General features: G+C 73.4%; 17 protein-coding genes. 12 read left to right on the plus strand and 5 right to left on the minus strand.

Annotation, left to right across the window (positions count from 1 at the left end; genetic code table 11):
* From ACFVWY_RS21260 to ACFVWY_RS21280, 5 genes are all read left to right on the plus strand, one after another.
* Window positions 1-1,228, plus strand: a 1,228-nt coding sequence (locus ACFVWY_RS21260; RefSeq protein ID WP_389874602.1) for an SUKH-4 family immunity protein, incomplete at its 5' end; no start/stop codon positions are given.
* A gap of 184 nt (window positions 1,229-1,412) precedes the next feature.
* Window positions 1,413-2,312: a cellulose-binding protein gene (locus ACFVWY_RS21265; protein ID WP_389874604.1), complete on the plus strand. Its 900-nt coding sequence runs from the start codon at window positions 1,413-1,415 to the stop codon at window positions 2,310-2,312.
* Between the two features lie 230 nt (window positions 2,313-2,542).
* Window positions 2,543-2,962: a hypothetical protein gene (locus tag ACFVWY_RS21270; protein ID WP_389874606.1), complete on the plus strand. Its 420-nt coding sequence runs from the start codon at window positions 2,543-2,545 to the stop codon at window positions 2,960-2,962.
* Window positions 2,959-5,244, plus strand: coding sequence for an FxSxx-COOH system tetratricopeptide repeat protein (fxsT, locus tag ACFVWY_RS21275; RefSeq protein WP_389874609.1), 2,286 nt, complete (start codon window positions 2,959-2,961; stop codon window positions 5,242-5,244). The genes ACFVWY_RS21270 and fxsT overlap by 4 nt, the downstream gene beginning before the upstream one ends.
* A gap of 305 nt (window positions 5,245-5,549) precedes the next feature.
* Window positions 5,550-6,698 (plus strand): MarR family transcriptional regulator, encoded by a 1,149-nt coding sequence (locus ACFVWY_RS21280; RefSeq protein WP_389874612.1) that lies wholly within the window; start codon window positions 5,550-5,552, stop codon window positions 6,696-6,698.
* Here the strand turns inward: ACFVWY_RS21280 and ACFVWY_RS21285 are convergent.
* Genes ACFVWY_RS21285 through ACFVWY_RS21305 form a run of 5 tightly spaced genes read right to left on the minus strand, consistent with a single transcriptional unit; the run spans window position 6,619 to window position 10,033 of the window.
* The gene (locus ACFVWY_RS21285; RefSeq protein ID WP_389874615.1) at window positions 6,619-7,173 is read right to left on the minus strand and encodes a GNAT family N-acetyltransferase; all 555 of its coding nucleotides are present in this window, start codon (window positions 7,171-7,173) and stop codon (window positions 6,619-6,621) included. The genes ACFVWY_RS21280 and ACFVWY_RS21285 overlap by 80 nt on opposite strands.
* A gap of 59 nt (window positions 7,174-7,232) precedes the next feature.
* Window positions 7,233-7,442 (minus strand): DUF397 domain-containing protein, encoded by a 210-nt coding sequence (locus tag ACFVWY_RS21290; protein ID WP_389874618.1) that lies wholly within the window; start codon window positions 7,440-7,442, stop codon window positions 7,233-7,235.
* Window positions 7,439-7,954, minus strand: coding sequence for a Scr1 family TA system antitoxin-like transcriptional regulator (locus tag ACFVWY_RS21295; protein WP_389874689.1), 516 nt, complete (start codon window positions 7,952-7,954; stop codon window positions 7,439-7,441). Before ACFVWY_RS21295 ends, ACFVWY_RS21290 begins: the two co-directional genes overlap by 4 nt.
* 43 nt (window positions 7,955-7,997) lie before the next feature.
* Window positions 7,998-9,623 carry a cation acetate symporter gene (locus ACFVWY_RS21300; protein WP_389874621.1) on the minus strand — a complete coding sequence of 542 codons (1,626 nt, stop codon included), beginning with the start codon at window positions 9,621-9,623 and terminating at the stop codon, window positions 7,998-8,000.
* Window positions 9,620-10,033 carry a DUF485 domain-containing protein gene (locus ACFVWY_RS21305; RefSeq protein WP_389874624.1) on the minus strand — a complete coding sequence of 138 codons (414 nt, stop codon included), beginning with the start codon at window positions 10,031-10,033 and terminating at the stop codon, window positions 9,620-9,622. Before ACFVWY_RS21305 ends, ACFVWY_RS21300 begins: the two co-directional genes overlap by 4 nt.
* Window positions 10,034-10,598: 565 nt before the next feature.
* Between ACFVWY_RS21305 and ACFVWY_RS21310 the strand changes: the two genes are divergently transcribed.
* The 7 genes from ACFVWY_RS21310 to ACFVWY_RS21340 all read left to right on the plus strand — a co-directional run bounded on the left by ACFVWY_RS21310 (window position 10,599) and on the right by ACFVWY_RS21340 (window position 22,234).
* Window positions 10,599-11,387 (plus strand): ABC transporter ATP-binding protein, encoded by a 789-nt coding sequence (locus ACFVWY_RS21310; RefSeq protein WP_389874627.1) that lies wholly within the window; start codon window positions 10,599-10,601, stop codon window positions 11,385-11,387.
* Window positions 11,384-13,972: an ABC transporter permease gene (locus ACFVWY_RS21315; RefSeq protein WP_389874630.1), complete on the plus strand. Its 2,589-nt coding sequence runs from the start codon at window positions 11,384-11,386 to the stop codon at window positions 13,970-13,972. The genes ACFVWY_RS21310 and ACFVWY_RS21315 overlap by 4 nt, the downstream gene beginning before the upstream one ends.
* A 273-nt stretch (window positions 13,973-14,245) precedes the next feature.
* On the plus strand, window positions 14,246-14,455 hold the full coding sequence (locus ACFVWY_RS21320) for a hypothetical protein (RefSeq protein ID WP_389874633.1): 210 nt from the start codon (window positions 14,246-14,248) through the stop codon (window positions 14,453-14,455).
* Window positions 14,456-14,465: 10 nt separating this feature from the next.
* Window positions 14,466-16,322 (plus strand): BTAD domain-containing putative transcriptional regulator, encoded by a 1,857-nt coding sequence (locus tag ACFVWY_RS21325; RefSeq protein WP_389874636.1) that lies wholly within the window; start codon window positions 14,466-14,468, stop codon window positions 16,320-16,322.
* A gap of 5 nt (window positions 16,323-16,327) precedes the next feature.
* Window positions 16,328-18,601: a TOMM precursor leader peptide-binding protein gene (locus tag ACFVWY_RS21330; RefSeq protein ID WP_389874638.1), complete on the plus strand. Its 2,274-nt coding sequence runs from the start codon at window positions 16,328-16,330 to the stop codon at window positions 18,599-18,601.
* Window positions 18,591-20,639, plus strand: coding sequence for a TOMM precursor leader peptide-binding protein (locus tag ACFVWY_RS21335; RefSeq protein WP_389874642.1), 2,049 nt, complete (start codon window positions 18,591-18,593; stop codon window positions 20,637-20,639). The genes ACFVWY_RS21330 and ACFVWY_RS21335 overlap by 11 nt, the downstream gene beginning before the upstream one ends.
* A 14-nt stretch (window positions 20,640-20,653) precedes the next feature.
* On the plus strand, window positions 20,654-22,234 hold the full coding sequence (locus tag ACFVWY_RS21340; RefSeq protein WP_389874645.1) for a nitroreductase family protein: 1,581 nt from the start codon (window positions 20,654-20,656) through the stop codon (window positions 22,232-22,234).
* Window positions 22,235-22,250: the final 16 nt, after the last annotated feature.

The raw sequence follows: 22,250 nt of genomic DNA on the forward strand, positions 1-22,250 counted from the left end.
GCCCGGTGCCCCTGGTGCTCCGGTGCCGCCTCCGCCGCCTGGTTCGACGCCGCCTCCGGGTGGTGGGGTGCACCATGCCGCGACGATGCTGGCCGACCCGAGCATGGGCGGCCCCGGCGGCGTGCAGCCCCCCGGCCCCCCTGGTCCGCCCGGTCCTCCCGGCATGCCCGGTGCCCCCGGCCCCGTACCGCCGCAGGGTCCGCACACCCCGCCGTCGCCCGCGTACGGGTACCCGCAGCAGCCGCCGTCCGGTCAGCCGACCGTCGGCCCCGGCTACCAGGCCGTGCTTCGCTACCGCGCGCCCGACGGCAGCGAGCAGCAGCTGATCCGCCGCTCGGCGCCCGGTACCCCGCACCCCGAGTGGCAGATGCTGCACGAGCTGCGGGCGATGAACGTGCCGCCGCAGCAGGTCATCGAGCTCCACACCGAGCTGGAGTCCTGCGAGCTGCCCGGCGGCTACTGCGCCCGCATGATCCGGGAGACGTGGCCGCAGGTGCGGATCACCAGCGTCGCCCCGTACGGCACCGACCACGCCAGCCGCCAGCAGGGCATGCAGCACCTCCTCACCCACCAGGGCGAGCTGCACCAGGTGGCGGACGGCCCGGCCCGCCCGGCGCCGGTGCGGGCGCCGCTCCCGCAGATGCCGGCCGCTCCCGTGGTGCCGTCGGAGGTCATCGCCGAGGAGCTGATGCAGAGCTTCGGGCCGCAGGGCATCCTCCGCTTCGACCAGCGCGCGGTCTCCCGTCAGGGTGTGCCGGAGCCCGTGGCCCGCACGCTGGTGTGGGCGGGGCTCCCCGCCGACTTCGGACCGTTCTTCTGGGCACAGCCGGGCCAGCCGGTGGTGCCGACGCTGGGTGAGCTGGCCCAGCAGCGCCAGGTGCAGGCCGCGCCCGACGCGGGCTCGTACCTGGTCATGGGGTCCGACTTCGGCCGGGCGATCTGTGTCCAGTACGGGACGGCGAACATCGTGGCCGTGCCCGTCGAGGCGGGTCCGGGCGGGCAGTCGGTGCCGCCGCAGTTCGTGAACACCGGGCTGCCGGAGTTCCAGCGCTCGATGGCGCTGCTCGGCCGGATGTGGCGGCTGCGCTTCGGGCTCAACCCGGAGCAGGCGGGCCGCTGGACGGTCGACTTCCAGGCCCAGCTGGTGGCGCTGGACGCGGCGGCACTGGCCTCGCCCGAGAGCTGGTGGTCCGTCCTGCTCGAACAGATGTGGGACGGCCTGATCTGATCCACGGGGGCCCCGAGAGGCCCCGCCCGCGGCGCCCGGCTCCCGGAAGGGGGGCCGGGCGCCGTGCTCTGTGATGCCGGTCGCTTCTCTCCGTAAAGCAGATGATCGATTCCGACTTCTCGCATGATTTGCCGCATCCTTGATGTGTCGCTGATGGTCGGAGAGTCGGAAAGAGGCTTCACGCATGAGTTCTGTACCGGTGTCCGCGCATGGCTTTGTCGGGATCGGTGTACGGGGACGGGGCTACCGCCCTGATCAGGTGGACCGGGCCGTGTCCGCGCTCTCGGCGGAACGGGACGAGGCGCTGGCAGAGGTGGACCGGCTGACCGTGCTGGTGGGTGAGCTGTCGGCGGAGTCGGTCCGGCTGGCCGAGGTCGTCGCCACGCTCGCCCCGCAGAACTACGAGTCGCTGGGCGGGCGGGCCCAGCAGATCCTCGCCCTCACCGAAGGCGAGGCGGAGAGCGTACGGGGCGCCGCCCTGGAGCAGGCCCAGGCGCTGCGCGAGGCTGCGGAATCGGCGGGGCGCGCGCTCCGCGACGCGGCCGGGAAGGCCGCTGAGGCGATACGGGCCGAGGCCGTCGAGTACGCGGGCGGAGCGCTGGCCACCGCGCGGTCCACGGCCGACGGGGCGGTGGCCGAGGCCCGCGAGGAGGCCGCCGGGGTGCGGGAGCGGGCGGGCGCCATGCTGGCGGAGACCGTCCGCAGCACCGCGAGCGTGCGTGCCCACCAGGAGCAGGAGCACGCGGAGCGGCTGAAGGCGGCCGAACGGGAACGCGCCGCCGCCGAGGCCGAACAGACGGCCCGTCACGACGAGCTGACCGAGCGGGCAGAGGCCCGGCTGGCGGAGGCGCGACGCGCCCTCGCCAAGACCGAGGAGGCCGCACGGCACGGCCAGGAGGACGCCGAGGCGCGTGCCGCGGAACTGATCGCCGAGGCCGGGGTCCGTGAGGAGCGGGTGGTACGGGAGACGGAACGCGTCGTGCGCGAGCACGACGAGGGCCGCGAGCAGCTCCACGCGCACATGGCCCACGTACGCACCTCCCTCGCCGCCCTCACCGGCCGCGTCACCGCCCCGGACAACTGAACCGGACAACTGACCCGGACGACCGGGCCCGGATGGCCGGGCCCGGTCAGCTGATCCGGTCAGCTGATCCAGGCAGCCGGCCCGGCCGGAACGGGGGCGGCGCTTCGTGCCCGAGCGCGCCCGCGGCGGAACTGGGGTGGGTGGATTCGGCGTTCTGGTTTACGGGACGACCGCGGACTTTCTACGCTGGATCGGCCATGTCCGGGAAGAACCACCTGAGGGGCTGCTGCGTGAGCGCTGAGATCGTGGAGTTGGTGGAGCAGACGGGGCCGTATCTGACGGCGGCCGTGGGCGCGTATGGCGTGGGGGTGCTGACCCGTGCGGAGAGTGCGGCTGTGGACGCGACGGCGAATCTGGGGCGGCGCATTCTCCAGGCGGTGTGGAGTCGGCGCGGTGAGCGGGGCCAGGCGGAGCTGGAGTCCGCCGTGGCGGACGTGGAAGCTGACCCGGCGGACGGGGACGCGGCGGCGGCGCTTCGCCAGCAGATCAAGCGTGCTCTGCGGGAGGACGCCGAACTGCTGGCGGAGCTGGCCGGACTGATGCCCGCGGCCAGTGCGACGGTGAACGTGACAGCGTCGGGCGAGCGTTCCATCGCCGCCCAGCGCATCGGCACGGCCAGCACCGGGGACCAGGTGACGATCAAGCCGTGACGGGGAGTGGCGCGGAGGCGGGAGGGCCTGGGTCGATCGCCGCGAGCGGCGATATCGGGGTGGCGGTGACCGGGGACGGTGCCCGGCTGGTGACGCTGCCCGCAGAGGCGGTGGAGTGGGTGCGCCGGGTGGACGCCCCGCCCGGCGCGGGCAACCTGCCGGGCTCGGCGTCGGGCGTCTTCGTGGGCAGGGGCGACGAACTCGCGCGCCTGAACGCCCTGTTGACCTCCAGTGGCGAGGCCGCGGTCACCCAGACGGCCGGGGTGGGCGCGGTCCACGGCCTGGGCGGGATCGGCAAGAGCACCCTGGCCCTGCATTACGCCCACACCCATCGTCACGCCTACACGGTGGTGTGGTGGCTGAACGCGTCGACGTCCGAGCAGATCGTGGCGGGTCTGGCCGACCTCGCGATGCGGCTGTGCCCGCAGTGGGCGGCGGGCGCGGACGTGCCGGAGCGGGCGGCGTGGGCGATCCTCTGGTTGCAGTGGCACCCGGGCTGGCTGCTGGTCTTCGACAACGTCGAGGACCCCCGCGACCTGCGCCACTACCTCGGTGCCCTGCCCGGCGGCCACCACCTGGCCACCAGCCGCACCGGGACGGGATGGCACACCATCGCCCCGACCATGCCCCTGGGCCTCCTGGGCGGGGAGGCGGCCACCGACCTCCTCTGCACACTGGCCCTGGGCCCGGTCCACACTCCGCGTCAGCGTGACGAGGCCGCGAGCCTGGCCGCCGCGCTCGGGCACCTCCCGCTGGCCCTGGAGCAGGCGGGCGCGTACCTCTTCGAGACGGGCACCCCGTTCGCCGCCTACCGGTCGATGCTGGGCGAGGTCATGGACACCGCGACCGCGGGGGTCGATCCCGAGCGCACCATCGCCCGCATCTGGCACCACACCCTGGCCGTCGTCGAACGCCGCAACCCGAAGGCGATCACGCTCCTCGAAGCGATGGCCTGGCTGGCCCCCGACGCCATCCCGCGCAGCCTCCTCGCCCCGCTCTGCCCGAACGTCCGCGAACTGGGCGAGGCCCTGGGAACCCTGCACGCCTACAACATGATCACCTTCAGCGCCGACCGCCGGAGCGCTGGTGTCCACCGCCTCGTCCAGACCGTCCTGCGCCATCAGCAGCTCGCCGCCACCGCCCCCGACGCCCTCCCGTCCGGCCGCCGGAACGCCGAGCACCTCCTCCACGAGGCGCTTCCCGAGGAGACCGCCCCCAACGAGGAGTTCGAGCACCTCCTGCCCCACGCCGTCGCCCTGGCCGAAACGACCCCACCCAGCCCGCCGACTCCGGCGAAGACCGTCAACGCCTGGCTGGCCGTCGCCCGGTACCTGGGCCGCCAGGAGCGCAACGCCCATGCCGTCCCCCTGCGCGTGGCCATCCTCGCCCAGCGCGAGCGGGTGCTGGGTGACACCGCCCCCGACACCCTGGTCAGCCGCAACAACCTCGCCAACGCCTACCGGTCGGCTGGTGATCACACCCGCGCCATTCCCCTGTTCGAGAGCGTCCTCGCCCAGCGCGAGCGGGTGCTGGGCGAGACCAACCCCCACACCCTGGTCAGCCGCAACAACCTCGCCAACGCCTACGATTCGGCCGGTGACCTCGACCGTGCCATTCCGCTGTACGAGGCCACGCTGGCCCAGCGTGAGCGGGTGCTGGGCGACACCCATCTCGACACCCTGGTCAGCCGCAACAACCTCGCCTGCGCCTACGATTCGGCCGGTGAGCACGCCCGTGCCATCGAGTTGCACGAGGCCACGCTGGCCCAGCGGGTGCGGGCGCTGGGCGACACCCATCCCAGCACCCTGATCAGCCGCAACGGCCTGGCCTGCGCCTACGATTCGTCCGGTGACCTCGACCGCGCCATTCCGCTGTACGAGGCCACGCTGGCCCAGCGGGTGCAGGTGCTGGGCGACACCCATCCCAGCACCTTGATCAGCCGCAACAACCTCGCCTACGCCTACCGGTCGGCCGGTGAGCACGCCCGTGCCATCGCGCTGCACAAGGTCACACTGGCCCAGCGGGAGCGGGTGCTGGGCGACACCCATCCCGACACCCTGATCAGCCGCAACAACCTCGCCTGTAGCTACCGGGCGGCGGGTGACCTCGACCGCGCCATCCCGCTGTTCGAGATCGTCGTGGCCCAGTCCGAGCGGATTCTGGGCGCGGACCACCCCGGCACCCGGGGCAGGCGCGGAAACCTCGCCTCCGCACTCCGTGCCGCCGAAGCGGCTCGGACCGGCGGGGACGAGTCCCGAAACCCGGGCTCCGGGACTCGGTAGGGGCCGTTCACTCTTTCGTGGGTGCGGGAACAGCCTTGGTACCGGGGCTTGAGCCTCGGGATCCGGGGGCCGGTCCCCGGGTTCCGGGATTCGAGCGGTGTGTACCAACCGGGGGGCTAAGAGGGGTGGTTGGGGAAACCTCCCCGCCTCCCTGACCCGTCGCGGCCAGCAAGTATGACTAGTGGTGATTGAGTTGCGGCGCAGAGTCGCGACTGCTTACGGTGCGAACGAAACGACCCCGGCACAGTGTTAGAGCACTGCCCGGGGTCTGGCCCCAAGATCGCACCCTCTAGAAAGACGATCCCGTGGTTGTTCCCGACCTTAGCCCTGCCTTGCTGGCCCCCGCATCCTCGCGTCCGCATCCGAAGGCGAAGCCCGGTTACGGAAAGCGCTCCGTCGCGGAGCAAGGTCCGCCGCGTGCGGGTGACTTCGTGTTGCTGCCGGTGCGGGAGCGTCATATCGCCGGGTACGTGGACGCGTTGCCGGAGGGGGCCGCGATGGACATCAAGTCGCTGGCCAGGAGCCAGCCGTTGTACGGGCAGATGGCGGTGGGCAGCGCGCTGCGGGCCCTGGGCGTGGCCGGTCATCTGCGTCACGTCCGCTGCCTGGGCACCGAGGACGGCCAAGTGCGCTGGGTGACGCGGACGTTCTGGTCGCGGATCGCCCACGACAACGAGTGGTGGGACGCCTTCCTCGCCGCCGAGGAGCGCCGTTCGGCGCCGCCGGAGCCGGAGGCGGAGCCCGTGGCAGGGGGCGTGGCAGCGTCCGTGGCGGGGCCCGAGGCGGGGTCCGTGGAGCTCGCTCCGGCTCTCGTGTACGGGCCCGTGGCGGGGCCGGTGGAGCTCGCTCCGGCCTCTGCGCGCGAGCCCGTCTTTGCCCCTGCGGCAGTGGCTGCCCCGGTGGTCCCGCGGCAGCGCACCGTGCAGCCGCAGCCGCAGCCGCAGCCGCAGTACCAGCCGCAGCATCAGTCGCGGCAGGGGCCTTCGCCCGCTTTCGCGGCGCTGGCGCTGCTGGGGCGCAGGGATTCCCGGCTGGCGTTGTCGGCGGCGGACTGCGCGGCGCTGGAAGAGCTGGCCGCCGCCTGGTTCGCGCGGGGGGTGGACGCCGATTACCTCACGCACGCGCTGACGGCCGGGCTGCCCGAGCGGGTCGGCTCGCCCTTCGGGCTGGTCCGTCGTCGTCTGCGGGACAAGCTCCCGCCTCGGCTGCCCGCCACGCCCGTACCGCCCGCCCCGGCGGCGGCCCCCGTGCGGCGGCTGATGCCGGAGTGCACCGAATGCGGCGTACCGGGACGGCCCGAAGCCTTCCGCGACGGGCTCTGCCGCCCCTGCCGCGAACCCGGCACGAACGCGCCCCAGCCCCTCCGGTCCGAGCTCAGGCAGGCGGGGCGACCGGAGACATCCGGCCCATCCACTGCGGGGCGCCCCACGCCTCGTACCGCTGTACTTCGGTGAACCCCAGCTTCGACGCGAGGCGCATCGAGCGGGCGTTGGCGGTCTGGGTGTGCAGCACCACCGATGCGCCGGGACGCGTGACGGCGTACCAGGCGAGTGCCGCCGCGCAGGCCTCGGCGGCGTACCCGTGGCCCCAGGCTTCCGGCAGGAGCAGGTAGCCGAGTTCGTCCTCCTCGGTCTTCGGTCCGGTGTCACTCCGGAGTTCCGGGGGGCGCCGATTGAGTTCGAGGGTGCCGATCATCGTCCCGTCGCGCTCGATCACGAAGAGGCCGGGGCGCCGCTCGGGCGTCTCGGGCACCGTGCGTTCACACGCCTCCCGCGAGCGGGCGCCGCCCAGGTAGGTGCCCACCTCCGGCGAGCTGAACAGGTCGATGAACGCCGCGCGGTCCCGGGTTTCGGGCGCGCGGAGTACGAGCCGCTCGGTCCTGATCGGAGCGGGCGGCCAGGAGACGCGCTCTTGTTCGGTTTCGGTCATGGCGGGGAACCTACCGAAGTCCCGCCGGGGACCACGCCGACGGCGCGAGGTCCGCGGGGTCAGCCGTGGTGCTTGGCGAGTGCCACGAGGCTGGTGAATCCCTCGTGGGTGAGGGTCAGGTGGGGGCCGTGGGGGATCTTGCTGTCGCGGATGAGGAATACACCGGTCGCGTGTGCGTGGTCGGGCGCCCACTCGACGCACTGGCCTTCGCCGCCGCTGTAGGTGCTTGTGACCCATCGCGTGGGCCGAGAGTCGGGCGTGCTGCTCATGTGGTGTGCTCCTCCAGGATCGTGCGGATCAGGGTCAGCGACTCTTCCTCGGACAGCGCCGCCATGCGGAGCCGGTCGAACATGCTGACGGCTGCCGCCACCGCGCTAGGGGTGTCGTCCACCCGTCCGCCATGGGCGGGTGACTCCGTGGAGAGCGCGTGGGGAGCATCGTTCAACGAGAGCAGCGTAAAAGGGAGATGGCTGGGAGCGGCGCCCGCCATGTACGGCAGGATCCTGACGCCTGATGCGCTGGTCGGCACGCTGCTCGATCTGGTCCCCGTCTCGCGCGGGAAGGCGGAGCTGATGACGGCCGTCGCGTACTCCGGGGTCTGCAAAAGGCCCATGAGAAACGTGCACGAGTAGTCCGTGATCCCGCTTGCGGACTCCTCCAGACTGATATGCGGAACGATCCATTCAGGGTGTCCCTGTTTGCGCGGCTTGGCCCGAAGGCGGGCCGTCCTCGGGGTACAGAGCCCGCAGCCGCCTTTGCGGGGGGTGGCGAGGCGCGGCAGCCCTCGTGGGCGGCTCTGCCGTGCCTCGCCTGCCGGACTCGCCTCAGTGGGGGTCGGTGGAGATCGGCGGGGCGCCCGCCAGGATGCGGGGTTCCTCGCCCTGGTAGGCGCGGCGCGCGGCCGGGGCCGTGTTGCGGGGGAGGACGGTGCCCAGGAAGCCCGCGAGGAAGCCCGCCGGGATGGAGACGAGCCCGGTCGTGGTGTACGGGAACCAGTTGAAGTCGTGGTCGGGGAAGACCGAGGTGGGCGAGCCGGAGACCAGGTTGGTGCCGGTGATCAGCACCAGCACCGTGCCGGTGCCGACGATGAGGGTGCACAGCAGCCCGGTGCGGGTGAAGCGCCGCCAGAACATGCTGTAGACCAGCGCCGGGGCCAGCGCGGACGCGCCGACGCAGAACGAGAGCGTCGCCAGGGCCTGCACGTTCCAGTGCCGGGCCACCACGGCGAGGGCGGTGGCGAGCAGGCCCACGACGATCGCGGAGATCTGCGCCGTACGCATCTCGGCGCGGCCCGGCATCGGAGCCCGGCCCGGACGGCGGGCCCCGCGCAGGCCGTGCGCGAACAGGTCGTGGGCCAGGGAGTTGGCGCAGGACAGGATCATTCCGGCGACCGAGGCGAGCAGCGTCAGGAAGATCGCTGTCGTCATCGTCGTGATGATCAGCGCGCCCAGCCGCGTACCGTTCGCGACCTCCCCGCTGATCTGGAGGATCGCGCTGTTCCCGGAGGCCCCGGCGGCGGTGATGCCCTCGTGGCCGACGAGCGCCGCCGCGCCGAAACCGATCACCACGAGCAGCACGCAGATCGCGGCGACCGTGCCGACCGCCCACGACATCGAGCGGCGCACGGCCTGGGTGGAGCGGGCGTTCGACATCCGCATGGCGACGTGCGGGAGGCAGGCGGCGCCGAGCACCACGGTCAGTTCGGAGCTGACCATGTCGAGCCCGCTGCCCTCGAACTGGAGCCCCGAGCTCAGGAACGCGGCCCCCGCCCCGCTGCTCTGCCGGGCGGCCGAGAGCAGTGAGTCGGTGCTCCAGTCGAACCGGTTCATGATCAGTACGGCGATGGTGAAGGCGGCCACGAAGAGGACCACGGTCTTCACGATCTGGATCAGCGAGGTGCCCTGCATCCCGCCGATCGCCGCGTAGCCGATCATCAGGGTGCCGAGCCCGATGATGGCGCCGGTCCGGAAGCCCGAGGTGTCGAAGCCCAGGATGAACGCGAGCAGATCGCCGCTGCTGGCGAGCTGGACGACCATCATCGGGACGAGCGCGGCGATGGTGGCCGCGCAGGCGGTGATGCGGACGGCGCGGCCGGGGGTGCGGCGCACGAGCACGTCCCCCAGGGTGAAGCCGCCCGCGTTCCGGAGCGGCTCGGCGAGCAGGAACATCAGCAGGACCAGCGAGAGCGTGATGCTCAGGGCGAGGATCGTCCCGTCGTAGCCGGTGAGCGCGATGATGCCGGTGGTGCCGAGCACGGTGGCGGCGGAGAGGTAGTCGCCCGCCAGGGCGAGCCCGTTCCGCATCGGGCCGAGTGAGCGGGAGCCGGTGTAGAACTCGTCGAGGTCGTCGCGGTCCGGGCCGGTCATCACGCAGAGCAGCAGCGCCACGGTGCCGACCGCGAGGAAGGCCACCAGGGACATCGAGTGCGCGGAGTTGTCGAAGCCGTTCATCGCGTGGCTCCCGCTCTTCGGACCCGGGCGGCGAGCGGGTCGACCGTGCGCCGGGCGGTGCGTTCGTACACCACGATGGCGAGCGCCGTCACCGGGAGCTGGCACAGCCCCAGCACCAGGCCGACGTTGAACCCGCCGAACAGCGGGAATTCCACCAGGTCCTTGGCGAAGGCGGACAGCAGCAGGAAGACCACGAAGTAGCCGAGCGCGGTCAGGGTCGCGACCCGCCGCAGTGTCCGGTACGCGGTACGCAGCCGACGGAGGTCGCTGTGGCGGCCGGGCACGGGGCCCGGGGCGGGCGCGGCGGCGGACGGTCCGGGCGGGGGGTCGGGCGGGGCCGGATCGGAGCTCTGCCACGGCAGCAGGTAGTCGGCGTGGTGGGGGGACGGGAGCGGGTTTCCGTGCGACATCGGGGGTGCTGCTCCTTGCGTGGCTCGGGTCCTGGTCGGGTCGGCAAGGCAGGAGTGCTGTGCGGTCGGAAGCGTGAACATTACTAGCGGGTACGGCAGTTGGGGAGTACGCAACCCGAATTACCCGTGGTAATGGCTGGGTTGAGCATCGGGTGGTGAACGGGAGGCGGCGGCCGGGAGAGGGCCGGGTGCCGCTGGAACACCGTCGGGGCAACGCCGGAACGTGGGCGGGACGCCGTCGGACCGGCCGGTGCACCCTCAGGGGCAGTCCCCTACAAGGGTCTCCACCCAGGGGCCGAGACCCTTAGGGGTAGCTCCTCACTTCTAAGCAGGGGTTCTTCCTCCCGGCGGAGGACGTGGCCGCCATGGCTTGTTCTTTACGGTGTTCTTAGGCCGCGACAAGCGGCTGGGGCCCGTCGCGGACGCGGTGGGCCCAGGGGGGAAGGGGCGGGGGAGACCCCGTCCGGGGAATGTGCCGGCGCTCAGGGTGCCGGGCTGTCTCCGACACCGGATTCCGTACGCGTTCCGAGCCATTCCCGGCGCACACCGAAAGAGGAGAAATATCGTGACAACGGCGGTAACCGTTCCCAGGCACGGGGGTACTGGAGGGCGCACGGCCGTCGCCGCGCGGGCGCGTCAGGTGGTGAAGGCGTACGGCGCCGGGGAGACCCGGGTCGTCGCGCTCGACCATGTCGATGTGGACATCGCCCGAGGAGAGTTCACGGCGATCATGGGGCCGTCCGGTTCCGGCAAGTCGACCCTGATGCACTGTCTGGCCGGTCTGGACACCGTCAGTTCGGGCCAGATATTCCTCGACGAGACCGAGATCACCGGGCTGAAGGACAAGAAGCTCACCCAGCTCCGGCGCGACCGGATCGGCTTCATCTTCCAGGCGTTCAACCTGCTGCCCACGCTCAACGCGCTGGAGAACATCACCCTGCCGATGGACATCGCGGGCCGCCGCCCCGACGCCGCGTGGCTCCAGCAGGTGGTGGAGACCGTCGGGCTCGCCGGGCGGCTGAAGCACCGGCCCACCGAACTCTCCGGCGGCCAGCAGCAGCGCGTCGCCGTGGCCCGCGCCCTGGCCGCCCGCCCCGAGATCATCTTCGGGGACGAGCCGACCGGGAACCTGGACTCACGGGCCGGGGCCGAGGTGCTGAGCTTCCTGCGCCGGTCGGTCGACGAGCTGGGCCAGACCATCGTCATGGTCACCCACGACCCGGTGGCCGCCTCCTACGCGGACCGGGTGCTCTACCTCGCCGACGGACGCATCGTCGACGAGATGCGCGACCCGACCGCCGACCAGGTCCTCGACCGGATGAAGGACTTCGACTCGCGCGGGCGGACCTCATGACCGTCTGGAAGACCTCGCGGCGGAACTTCCTCGCCCACAAGGGACGCATGGCGCTCTCCGCCGTCGCGGTCCTGCTGTCGGTGGCGTTCGTGTGCGGCACGCTCGTCCTCACCGACACCATGAACACCACCTTCGACAAGCTCTTCGCCGCTACGTCCGCCGACGTCAGCGTCAGCCCGAAGACCGCCGAGGACGACGGCCCGATGGCGGCGTCCGGCGGCAAGCCCGCCACCGTGCCCGCCGCCACCGTCGAACGCGCGGCGAAGGCCACCGGCGCGAAGGGCGCCGAGGGTGTGGTCATCAGCATGTCCGTCACCGTCGTCGACCGCCACGACAAGAACATGGGCTCCACCACCGGCGCCCCCACGATCGCGGGCAACTGGACCCGCAACGACCTGCGCTCGATGGAGATCTCCTCCGGCCACGCACCGCGCGGCCCGACCGAGGTCATGGTCGACGCCGACACCGCCGACAAGCACCACCTGAAGCTCGGCGACGAACTGCGCACCATCACCGCCAACGGCGACATCCGGGCCCGCATCAGCGGCATCGCCGCCTTCAACGTCACCAACCCCGGCGCCGCCGTCGTCTACTTCGACACCGCCACCGCACAGCGCAAGCTCCTCGGCCGGGCCGACGTCTTCAGCCTGGTCAACGTCACCGCCGCGAGCGGTGTCTCCGACGAGCAGCTGAAGAAGAACGTCGCCACCGCGCTCGCCGACCCGGCCGCGTACGAACTCCAGACGCAGAAGGAAGCGGCGGAGGCCAACAAGGACTCCATGGGCTCCTTCCTCGACGTGATGAAGTACGCCCTGCTCGGCTTCGCCGGGATCGCCCTGCTCGTCGGCATCTTCCTGATCGTCAACACCTTCTCGATGCTGGTCGCCCAGCGCACCCGGGAGATCGGCCTGATGCGGGCCATCGGCTCCAGCCGCAAGCAGGTCAACCGGTCCGTCCTGGTCGAGGCGCTCCTCCTCGGCATCGTCGGCTCGCTCCTCGGGGTCGGCGCGGGCATCGGCCTCGCCGTCGGCCTGATGAAGGTCATGGGGGCGGTGGGCATGGAGCTGTCCACCGGCGACCTCACCATCGCCTGGACGACCCCGGCCATCGGCCTGGTGCTGGGCATCGTCGTCACCATCGTCGCCGCGTACTTCCCGGCCCGCCGGGCGGGCAAGGTCTCTCCCATGGCCGCGCTGCGTGAGTCCGGCACCCCGGCGCACGGCCGTACCGGCCGGGTCCGGGCCGCGCTCGGGCTGGCCCTCACGCTCGCCGGTGGCGCCGCGCTGCTCGCCGCGGCCGGTGCCGACGACGCGAGCCGCGGCTCGCTCCTGCTCGGGGCCGGTGTACTCCTCAGCCTGATCGGCTTCATCGTGATCGGCCCGCTGCTGGCCAGCTTCGTGGTCCGGATCCTGAGCGCCGTCATGCTGCGGATGTTCGGCTCCGTGGGACGGCTCGCCGAACGCAACGCCCTGCGCAACCCGCGCCGTACCGGGGCCACCGGTGCCGCCCTGATGGTCGGCCTCGCCCTGGTCGCCTGCCTCTCCGTGGTCGGGTCCTCCATGGTCGCCTCGGCCACCGACGAGCTGGACCGTTCGGTGGGCGCGGACTTCATCGTCCAGTCCGCCGGGGACGGCTCCCCGATCGTGGACCAGGCGGCGAAGGCCATCACCGCCGTACCGGACCTCGAACACGTCACCCGCTACCGGAACATCGAGGCCCGGGTGACCGCCCCCGACGGCACCGCCGGGAACCAGGGCCTGGCCGCCGTCGACCCCACGTACCGCGACGACCTGCGCCGCGAGGCCGTCTCCGGCGACCTGGCCGACGCCTACGCCCCCGGCGCCATGTCGGTCGGCGAGGGCTACGCCACCCAGCACCACCTCAAGGTCGGCGACCGGCTCACCGTCGCGTTCAGGGGCGGCGACACCGCGAAGCTGCGGATCGGCGCCATCACCTCGGACGACGTGAACATCGACAAGGGCGCGATGTACACCGACATCAAGACCGCCGAACGGTACGTCCCCGCCGACGCCATGCCGCAGAACACGCTCATGTTCGCGAAGGCCGCGGACGGCAAGGAGACGGAGACGTACGCCGCGCTCAAGAGCGCGCTGGCCAAGTACCCGCAGTACGTGGTGCGCAACCAGGCCGACTACAAGCAGGAGCTGAAGGACCAGATCGGACAGCTGCTGAACGTCGTCTACGGCCTGCTGGCACTCGCGATCATCGTCGCCGTGCTCGGTGTGGTGAACACCCTGGCGCTGTCGGTGGTCGAACGCACCCGGGAGATCGGCCTGATGCGGGCCATCGGCCTCTCCCGTCGCCAGCTGCGCCGGATGATCCGGCTGGAATCGGTGGTCATCGCGGTCTTCGGCGCTCTGCTCGGCCTCGGACTCGGCATGGGCTGGGGCACCGCGGCCCAGCAACTGCTGGCCCTGGAAGGGCTCGACGTCCTGGAGATCCCGTGGCCGACGATCCTCACGGTCTTCGTCGCCTCGGCCTTCGTCGGCCTGTTCGCCGCACTGGTCCCGGCCTTCCGGGCGGGGCGGATGAACGTCCTGAACGCGATCGCCGCCGACGGATGAGGCGGGCGGTCCGCGTAGACTGAACGAATCCGGCCCCGGGGTGTTCCTCCAAACACTCCGGGGCCGGATGTATGTGTGCCCGTACAACGGGGTCCGGCCCGACGGTGGCGCTGCACGATGCTGCCGCGACCGGTGCAGCATGCTGACACGGACGCCCCTGCTGCCACGTCCTCCCCGCTGGCATCGTCGTCGTGCCGGGACACCCCCGGCAGGACGCCACCGCCGAAGGGGACACACGTGTTCAGATCTTCGCTTTCATGTCGGCCGGCCCTCGTGACCCGTACCGCCGCCATCGCCGTGGGCGCCCTCGCGGGACTCCTGCTCAGCGCCTCCGCCGCCTCCGCCGCCCCCAGCACCCCGGCGGACGAACCGCGCCCCGCGCACGGCGTCTCGCAGGCGTGCGAGCACCTGGAGCTGGTCCTCGCGGGCCTGCCGGTCCCCGCACCGGCCACGGTGTGCGCGCTGGTCAACGGCTGGGACTAGGACCTCTCCGATGCGGTTCCAGCTGCTCGGTCCGCTGACCCTCGCCGACGGCCCCGAGGCCGTGGTGCTCCAGCCGTCGAAGCCGACCATCCTGCTGGCGGCGCTCCTCCTGCGCGCCAACTCCGTCGTGTCCGCCGACTACCTCCAACGGGCCGTGTGGGGCGAGGAACAGCCAGCCACCGCCAAGGCCGCGCTCCAGACCTGCGTACTGCGGCTGCGCCGGCTCTTCGCCAAGCACGGCGTCACCGAGACGGTGATCGAGGCCGTCCCCGGCGGCTACCGGATCACCGCCGAACCGCACACCCTGGACCTGCTCGGCTTCCGCGAACAGGCGCGCCGCGCGGTTCTGCTCTCCCACGACCCGGAGGCGGAACTCCTCGCGCTGAAGGACGCGCTGGCGCTGTGGCAGGGCGCGCTGCTCGCCAACGTACGCTCCGACGTCCTGCACCGGGACGAGGTGCCGCGCCTGGCCGAGGAGCGGCTGCGCAGTGTGGAACGCGTCTGCGACCTGCTGCTGGGGCTCGGCCGCCACGGTGAGGCACTCGTCGAACTGTGGACCGCTACGCGCGTATACCCGGGGCACGAGCGGCTCCACGAGCAGCTGATCGAGGCGCTGTACCGCACCGGGCGGCAGACCCAGGCGCTCGCCGAGTACCGGCGGGTCAAGGAGTTCCTGCTGGACGAGCTGGGAGTGGACCCCTCGCCCGCCCTCCAGCAGCTGGAACTCGCGATCCTGCGCGGCGAGGACCTGGGCCCGGGAGCGGGCGTGCTGGAAGGGGTGGTGGTCCCGGCCGGGGAAGCGGTGCCGCTGATGCTGCCTCCGGCGGCGCGGGAGACGACCGGCGAGGTGTCCGGGCAGATGCCCGCGGCGCGTGAGGCCACGCCCGCGGTTCCCGTGCCCGCCGCACCCCGCCCGGTGCCGAACTTCACCGGGCGCGGCGCCGAGACCGCCGCGATGACCGCCCGGCTCACCGCGTACGCCGCCGACACCGGCGACGACACCGACCGGCAGCCGCCCATCATCCTGGTGTCGGGGGCGCCCGGCGTCGGCAAGTCGGCCCTCGCCCACCACGTCGCCCACCTGGTGCGGGACGCCTTCCCCGGCGGACGCGCGGTGGTCACGGCGACCCGTGCGGACGGTGCGGCCCGCCCCGCCGCCGACCTCGCCGACGAGACGTACGCGGCCCTCGGGAAGGGGGGCGCGCAGGACGCGCGGGTTCTGCTCGTGCTCGACGACGTCGTCGACGCCGACCAGGTGCGCCCCCTGCTGCCCGCCGTCGCCCAGGCCCGGGGCGCGGTGATCGTCACCAGCCGGATGGGGCTGGCCGGACTCGTCGCCACGCACGGCGGATGGGTGCACCGGCTCTCGGTGTTCACCGCGGCCGAGGCGTACGCCCTGCTGGTCTCCGTCCTCGGCGCCGAACGCGTCGAAGCCGGACCGGAGGCGGCCCGCCGGCTCGCCAGGCTGTGCGGACACCTGCCGCTGGCCCTGCGCATCCTGACGGCCCGGCTGCTCACCCGCCCCGCACTGTCGCTCGGCGACGCCGTCGACTGGTTCGGCGACGACCCCCTGGCCCGGCTCACGCTCCCCGACTCCCCGAGCCTGTCCGTCACCGCCCTCCTCGACGGGGCGCTGGCCCGGCTCGACCCGAGGCTGTCCGAGGCGTTCCACCGGGCCGCGACCGGTACCGGCCCCTCCTTCACCGCCGACGACGTCCCCGGCACCACCGAGGCGGTCCTCGAACGGCTCGCCGACGCCGGACTGCTGGAGGACGGCCCGCCCGGCCCGTACCGCATCCACGAACTGCTCCGCGCCCACGCACGAAGAACCGACCAGGAACGCATCCACCGCACAGAGAAGGTGTGACCCCCATGGCCGAGACCGCCGCCACCACCGAGCGCGCCCCCGACGCCGCGCCGACGGCCGACCCCGCCCGCCCCGCCCCCGCCGCACCGGCCTACGACACCCTGGCCCCGACCCGGCCGCGCATCCGCCGCGACGTGCTGTTCACCGAGACCCCCGGCGGGGTCCTCTTCCACAACGCCGACGGTGGTTTCCACCTGGCCGGGCGCACCGCCTACCGCTTCGCCTCCCTCGTCGTACCGCACCTGACCGGTCATCACCGGCTCGCCGACCTCTGCGCGGGCTTCGGCCCCGCCCAGCGCGCGATGGCCGCGGAACTCGTCAAGACGCTCTACGCCCGCGACTTCGCCCGCGATGTACCCGAACCGGCCACCGGACAGTCCCCGGTCGACGACGACGTCGCCGAGCGCTTCGCCGCCCAGATCGCCTACATCGACCACTACACCGACGGGGCGCCGGAACGCTTCGCCCGCTTCCGCGCCACCCGGGTCGCCGTCCTCGGCGACGACGAGACCGCCCGCTGGTGCGCGCTGAGCCTGCTGCGCAACGGGTGCGTGCGGATCGGCACGAGCACGGCGTTCGACGACGTCACCGCCGAGGCGGACCGGGCGTCCGCGCACGCCGCCCGGATCACCGCCGGGGACCACGCCGACTGGGCCGGGCTGGAGGGCTACGACGTCGTCGTGGTGACCGGTGCCGGGGCCGGGCCGCGCGCCCACCGGCTGCTGGCCGCCGGGGTGCCCGAGGGCCGCACCCTGATCCCCGCCTGGCTCTTCGCCGAGCGCCTGGTGGTGGGCCCGCTGGCCACCGCCACCTCCACCGGCTGCTGGTCCTGCGCCGTGCTGCGGCTGGGCGGCAACGTGGACGCGGGCGCGGCGGCCGAGCTGTGGAGCGGGGCCGCGGGGGCGGTGCCCGCCGCCACGGACCGCGTGGCCGGGCCGGTCGCCGCGATGGTGGGGAACCTGCTGGGGTACGAGATTTTCCGCCTCACCACGGGCGCGCTGCCCGCCGAGACCGACCGCCAGGTGCTGATCCAGGACCTCGCCTCGCTGGACGTCATCGCCGAGCCGGTCGCCCCGCACCCCCGCTGCGCGCGCTGTACGGGGCTGGACGACCGGGAGCCCGCCGCGGAGCTGCCGAAGGGCCTGGCCCTGCCGGTCACCGCGACCGTGGAGACCGCCCGCGACGCGGAGGAACTCGTCGACGAACTGAACCGGCTGAGCGCGGCGATGGTCCGCCCCCACACCGGGATCTTCCGGAGCTGGGACGACGAGGCGCTGACCCAGACCCCGCTGAAGCTCAGCCGGGTCGAGGTGGCCCTCGGGGCCGGGACGCGGCGCCGGATCGCCGCCTTCGACGTGCACCACCTGGCGGGGGCGCGGATGCGGGCCCTGTACGCGGCGGCGAGCGCGTACACCGCGCACGTGGTGCCGCCTGCGGAGTGCGCCGGGGAGGAGGCGGCGGGGCGGGTGTTCGGCCCGGACGCGCTGACCACCGGCGGCGGCACCGGGGCGGTCCCGGACGCCTGGACCACCGTCACCTCGCTGACCGGCGGGGCGGCGGCCCGGGTGCCCGCCGCGGCCGTACGGCCCTTCGGCCCGGACAACCGGGGCCGGGTGCACCTCGCGACGGTCGCGGGGTCGGGCGCCGGGGCCGACGAACGGGAGGCGGCGGGCACCGGCCTGATGTCCGCGCTGGCGCACGACGCCCTGCTGAGGGCGGTGCGCGGTGCCACCGAGGTCCGCCCGGTCGCGGCCGACGGCGACGACCCCGAGCTGGTGTTCCTGCTGAAGTCGGCCGCCAATCTGGACCTCGCGGCCGAGCTGCTGGACCTGGGCGAGGAGGCGCGCACCACCGCCCACGCGGTGCTGGCCCGCGAGGCGGACGGCGGGAGCGCGCGGGGCCGCTGGGCGGTCGGTACGGGACTCTCGCGCCGGGCGGCGGCCTGCGCGGCGCTGCGGGACCTCCTCGGGCAGGCGCAGCTGGCCGCCGAGGACCCGGACAGCCCGGTGGACACCGGCGACCCGCTGGTGGCGGACCTGGCGGCGGCGAGCATCGCGGTGGCCGGGGCACCGGTCGCGGTGGACGGGCCCGCCACCACCTTCGACGCGGTGCTGGACGCGCTGCGCGCGGCCGGCCGGGACGCCCTGTACCTGCCGACCACCCCGGCCGACCTCGCCGCGGGCGGCATCAGCACCGCCCGGGTGCTGCTGACCGTGGACGGCGCCGTGGCGGAGGCGGACGGCGGAGCCGGTGGCGAGGGCGGCACCGATGCCCGTTGACGCCCCGGCCCGGGAGGCCCCCGTCCTGTCCTGGACCGCGCACGCCCTCGCGGCGGCGCTCCGGGAGGCGCTGGCCCCGCACGGCACCCCGCCCCCGCTGGACGTGGCCCCGCTCGGGGTGCACGACGCCTTCGCCGACAGGCCCGGGGACGCGGACGCGTACGGTGCCGGGGATGCGGACACGCACGGCACCGAGAGCGCGGACACGTACGGCGCCGGGGATGCGGACACGCACGGCAACGAGGGAGCGGACGCGTACGGCGCCGAGGGCGCCGTACCCGTGCGGTTCTACGGACGGCACGCCGTCGTCGGCCCCTTCACCGCCACCGGAACACCCGCCTGCGTGCGGTGCCTGGAACGGCGCTGGCAGGCGGTCCGCTCCGTCGCGCTGCGCGAGGCGCTGGAGCTGGGATCCGGCACCCGGGCGGCCGGGGAGTCCCCGTACCCCACCCCCTTCGCCGTGCACGCCCTGGCCGGGCTCGTCGCGGCCCGGCTGGCCGGGACCGGCCCGCACACCGGCGCCCGCCCGGCCGTCCACCTGGTGGACCTGGAGACGCTGACGGTCCGGCACTACCCGTTCGTCCCCGACCCCGAGTGCCCGCGCTGCGGCACCGTCGGACCGGACACCGCCGAGGCCGCCGAACTCGTGCTGCGCCCCGCGCCCAAGCGCCGTCCCGGCGGCTTCCGGGTCCGGGACATCGAGGCGTACGACCTGCCGGTCGAGCCCTACGCCAACCCGGTGTGCGGCTCGCTCGGCCCGTCCGTCGTCCAGGACGTCTCCTCCACCTCCACCTCCGCGACCATCGGCTGCTTCTCCATGCGTTCGGGGGAGTACCTGCGCGAGACGTTCTGGGGCGGCCACGCCGACACGTACGCCGAGAGCATGCGGATCGGGGTGCTGGAGGGGCTGGAGCGGTACGCGGGCATGCGCTCCCGGGCCAAGCGGGCCGGGACGACCGACTCGCTCGACGCCCTGCGGGCACGTGGTGAGCACGCGCTCGACCCCCGGGTCTGCGGGCTGTACGCGGACGCCTTCCACCGCGCCAACCCGCGCGTCGTCCCCTTCGCACCGGAACGGCGCATCCCCTGGATCCAGGGCTGGTCGCTGCGCGACGGGCGCGCGGTCCTGGTGCCCGAGATCCTGGCGTACTACCACGCCCCCGGGCTGGAGAACCGCTTCGTCCAGGAGAGCTCCAACGGCTGCGCGTCCGGCGGCTGCCTGGAGGAGGCCGTCTACTTCGGGCTCATGGAGGTCATCGAGCGCGACGCCTTCCTGCTCGCCTGGTACGGGCGGGCGGCGCTGCCGGAGATCGACCCGGCCACCAGCCGCCGCCCCGCCACCCGGCAGATGATCGACCGGCTGGACATGTACGGCTACGAGGCCCGCTTCTTCGACACCCGGATCACCTTCCCCGTCCCGGTCGTCACCGGGGTCGCGGTCCGCCGCGACGGCGGGACGGGCCTGATGTGCTTCGGCGCCGGGGCCGGGCTCGACCCGGAGGCGGCGCTCGCCGGGGCCCTGTGCGAGATCGCCACCGACGCGGTGAACCTGCCCCACCGCACCGCCCGCGACCGGGACCGGCTGACCGCCATGGCCGCCGACTTCGACCGGGTCGAGGCGCTGCACGACCACCCGCTGCTCTACGGACTGCCCGAGATGGGCCGCCACGCCGACTTCCTGCTCGGCGCGCCGGGCGCACCCCGCCCGCCGAAGCGCTCCTTCGGCGAGCTGTACGGGAACGGGTCGGTGCTCCCGGTCTCCGACGATCTGCGCACGGACCTGGGCCGGTGCGTGGACGCCGTCACCGCCGCCGGTTTCGACGTGATCGTCGTCGACCAGACCATGCCCGAACAGCGCGGACTGGGACTGACCACGGTCAGTGTCCTGGTGCCGGGGCTGCTGCCGATCGACTTCGGCCAGAGCAGGCAGCGCGCCCTCGGCATGGACCGGCTGCGCACCGCGCTGCGCGCCGCCGGGCTGCGCGACCGCGACCTGACCGACGCCGACCTCAACCCCGCCCCGCACCCCTTCCCGTGACCGAGGAGCCCGCCATGGGGTACGCCCATGACTACGCCGACGCGATCCTGCATCGCGGCCGCATCCCGATGGACCCCGCCGACTTCGTGCCGAACTGGTCGGACGGGCCCCGCAAGACCAAGTTCTACCCCGGCACCGACAGCCTCCCGCTGCCCGACTGCGGCTACCCGGCCGACGCGGACCTGGACCGGGGGCTCGCCCGGGGCACGGGCGGGGGCGGCGCGTTCGACCTTCCGCTGCTCTCCGGGATGCTCCGCGACTCCTACGGGCTGACCGGCCGCCGCCTCGGCGTCCAGGCCAACACCGACCTGAACGCCCTGCCGTCCTACCCGTTCGCCAACTGGTCCCGGGGCACCGCCTCCGGCGGCGGCCTCTACCCCGTCGCCGTCCACTGGGTCTCCGGGCCCGGCGCCCCCGTACCGCCCGGGGTGCACCACTACTCCGTCCGGCACCACGCCATGCGCCGCCTGCTGACCGGCGACGTGACCGGCGAGGTGCGGGAGGCGCTCGGCGACGGGGCACCCGGCCCGGACACCGACCAGTACCTCGTCCTGTCCGTCAAGTACTGGCAGAACGCGTTCAAGTACAACAACTTCTCCTTCCACGCCGTGACCATGGACGTCGGCGCCTGCCTGCAGACCTGGCGGATGTGGGCCGGGGCGCGCGGGCTGTCCGTCGAGCCCGCGCTCTGGTTCGACGAGGAACGGCTCGGGCGGCTGCTCGGCGTCGACACCGCGCAGGAGGGCGTCTTCGCCGTCGTCCCGCTGAAGTGGACCGGCGCCGCCCCCGCCCGCACCCCCGCCCCGGCCGCCCCGGTGGCGGTGCGCCACCGCGACCGGGAACGCTCCCGCACCGTCCTCACGTTCGACGCGCTGCGCCGGATGCAGGCCGTCACCGCCGCCGGGGCCACCGAACGGCCCGCCCCGAACGCCCTCGGCCCGGCCGCCGCGCACCCCGCCGTGGCGGACCGGCCCGCGACCGCGCTGCCGCCGTGCCCGCCGCTCGCCACCGACGTACGCACCGCGCTGCGCGAACGGCGCAGCAGCTTCGGCCGCTTCGACGCGCAGCGCCCCATGACGGCCGAGGAGCTGGCGTCCTGCCTGGCGGCCTCGGTGGCCGGTTCGGCGATCGGCGGGGACACCGGCGGGCAGCGGCTGGCGAAGCTCTACGCCTTCGTCGGACACGTCGACGGGATCGAGCCGGGCGCGTACGAGTACGACCCCGAGGCGCACAGCCTGCGCCTGGTGAAGGCGGGTGCGCCGGGCGCCTTCCTCCAGAGGAACTACTTCCTGTCCAACTACAACCTGGAGCAGGCCGCCGCCGTCCTGGTGCCGACCGTCCGCACCGGCGCGGTCCTCGACGCCGTCGGGGACCGCGGCTACCGCCTGGTCAACGCCACCATCGGGGCGATCGCCCAGACCACGTACACCACCGCCTCCGCGCTCGGCGTCGGCTGCGGTGTCGCGCTCGGCTTCGACAACATCTCGTACATCGAGGAACTCGGCCTCGACGGCACCGGCGAGGCCCCGCTGCTGATCATGATGATCGGCAACGAGCGGCCCGCCCCGGCCGACTTCCGGTACGAGATCGCCTGAGTGCGCCCGCCCCGTG

Source organism: Streptomyces sp. NPDC058195 (assembly GCF_042883525.1).
Taxonomy (GTDB): Bacteria; Actinomycetota; Actinomycetes; order Streptomycetales; family Streptomycetaceae; genus Streptomyces.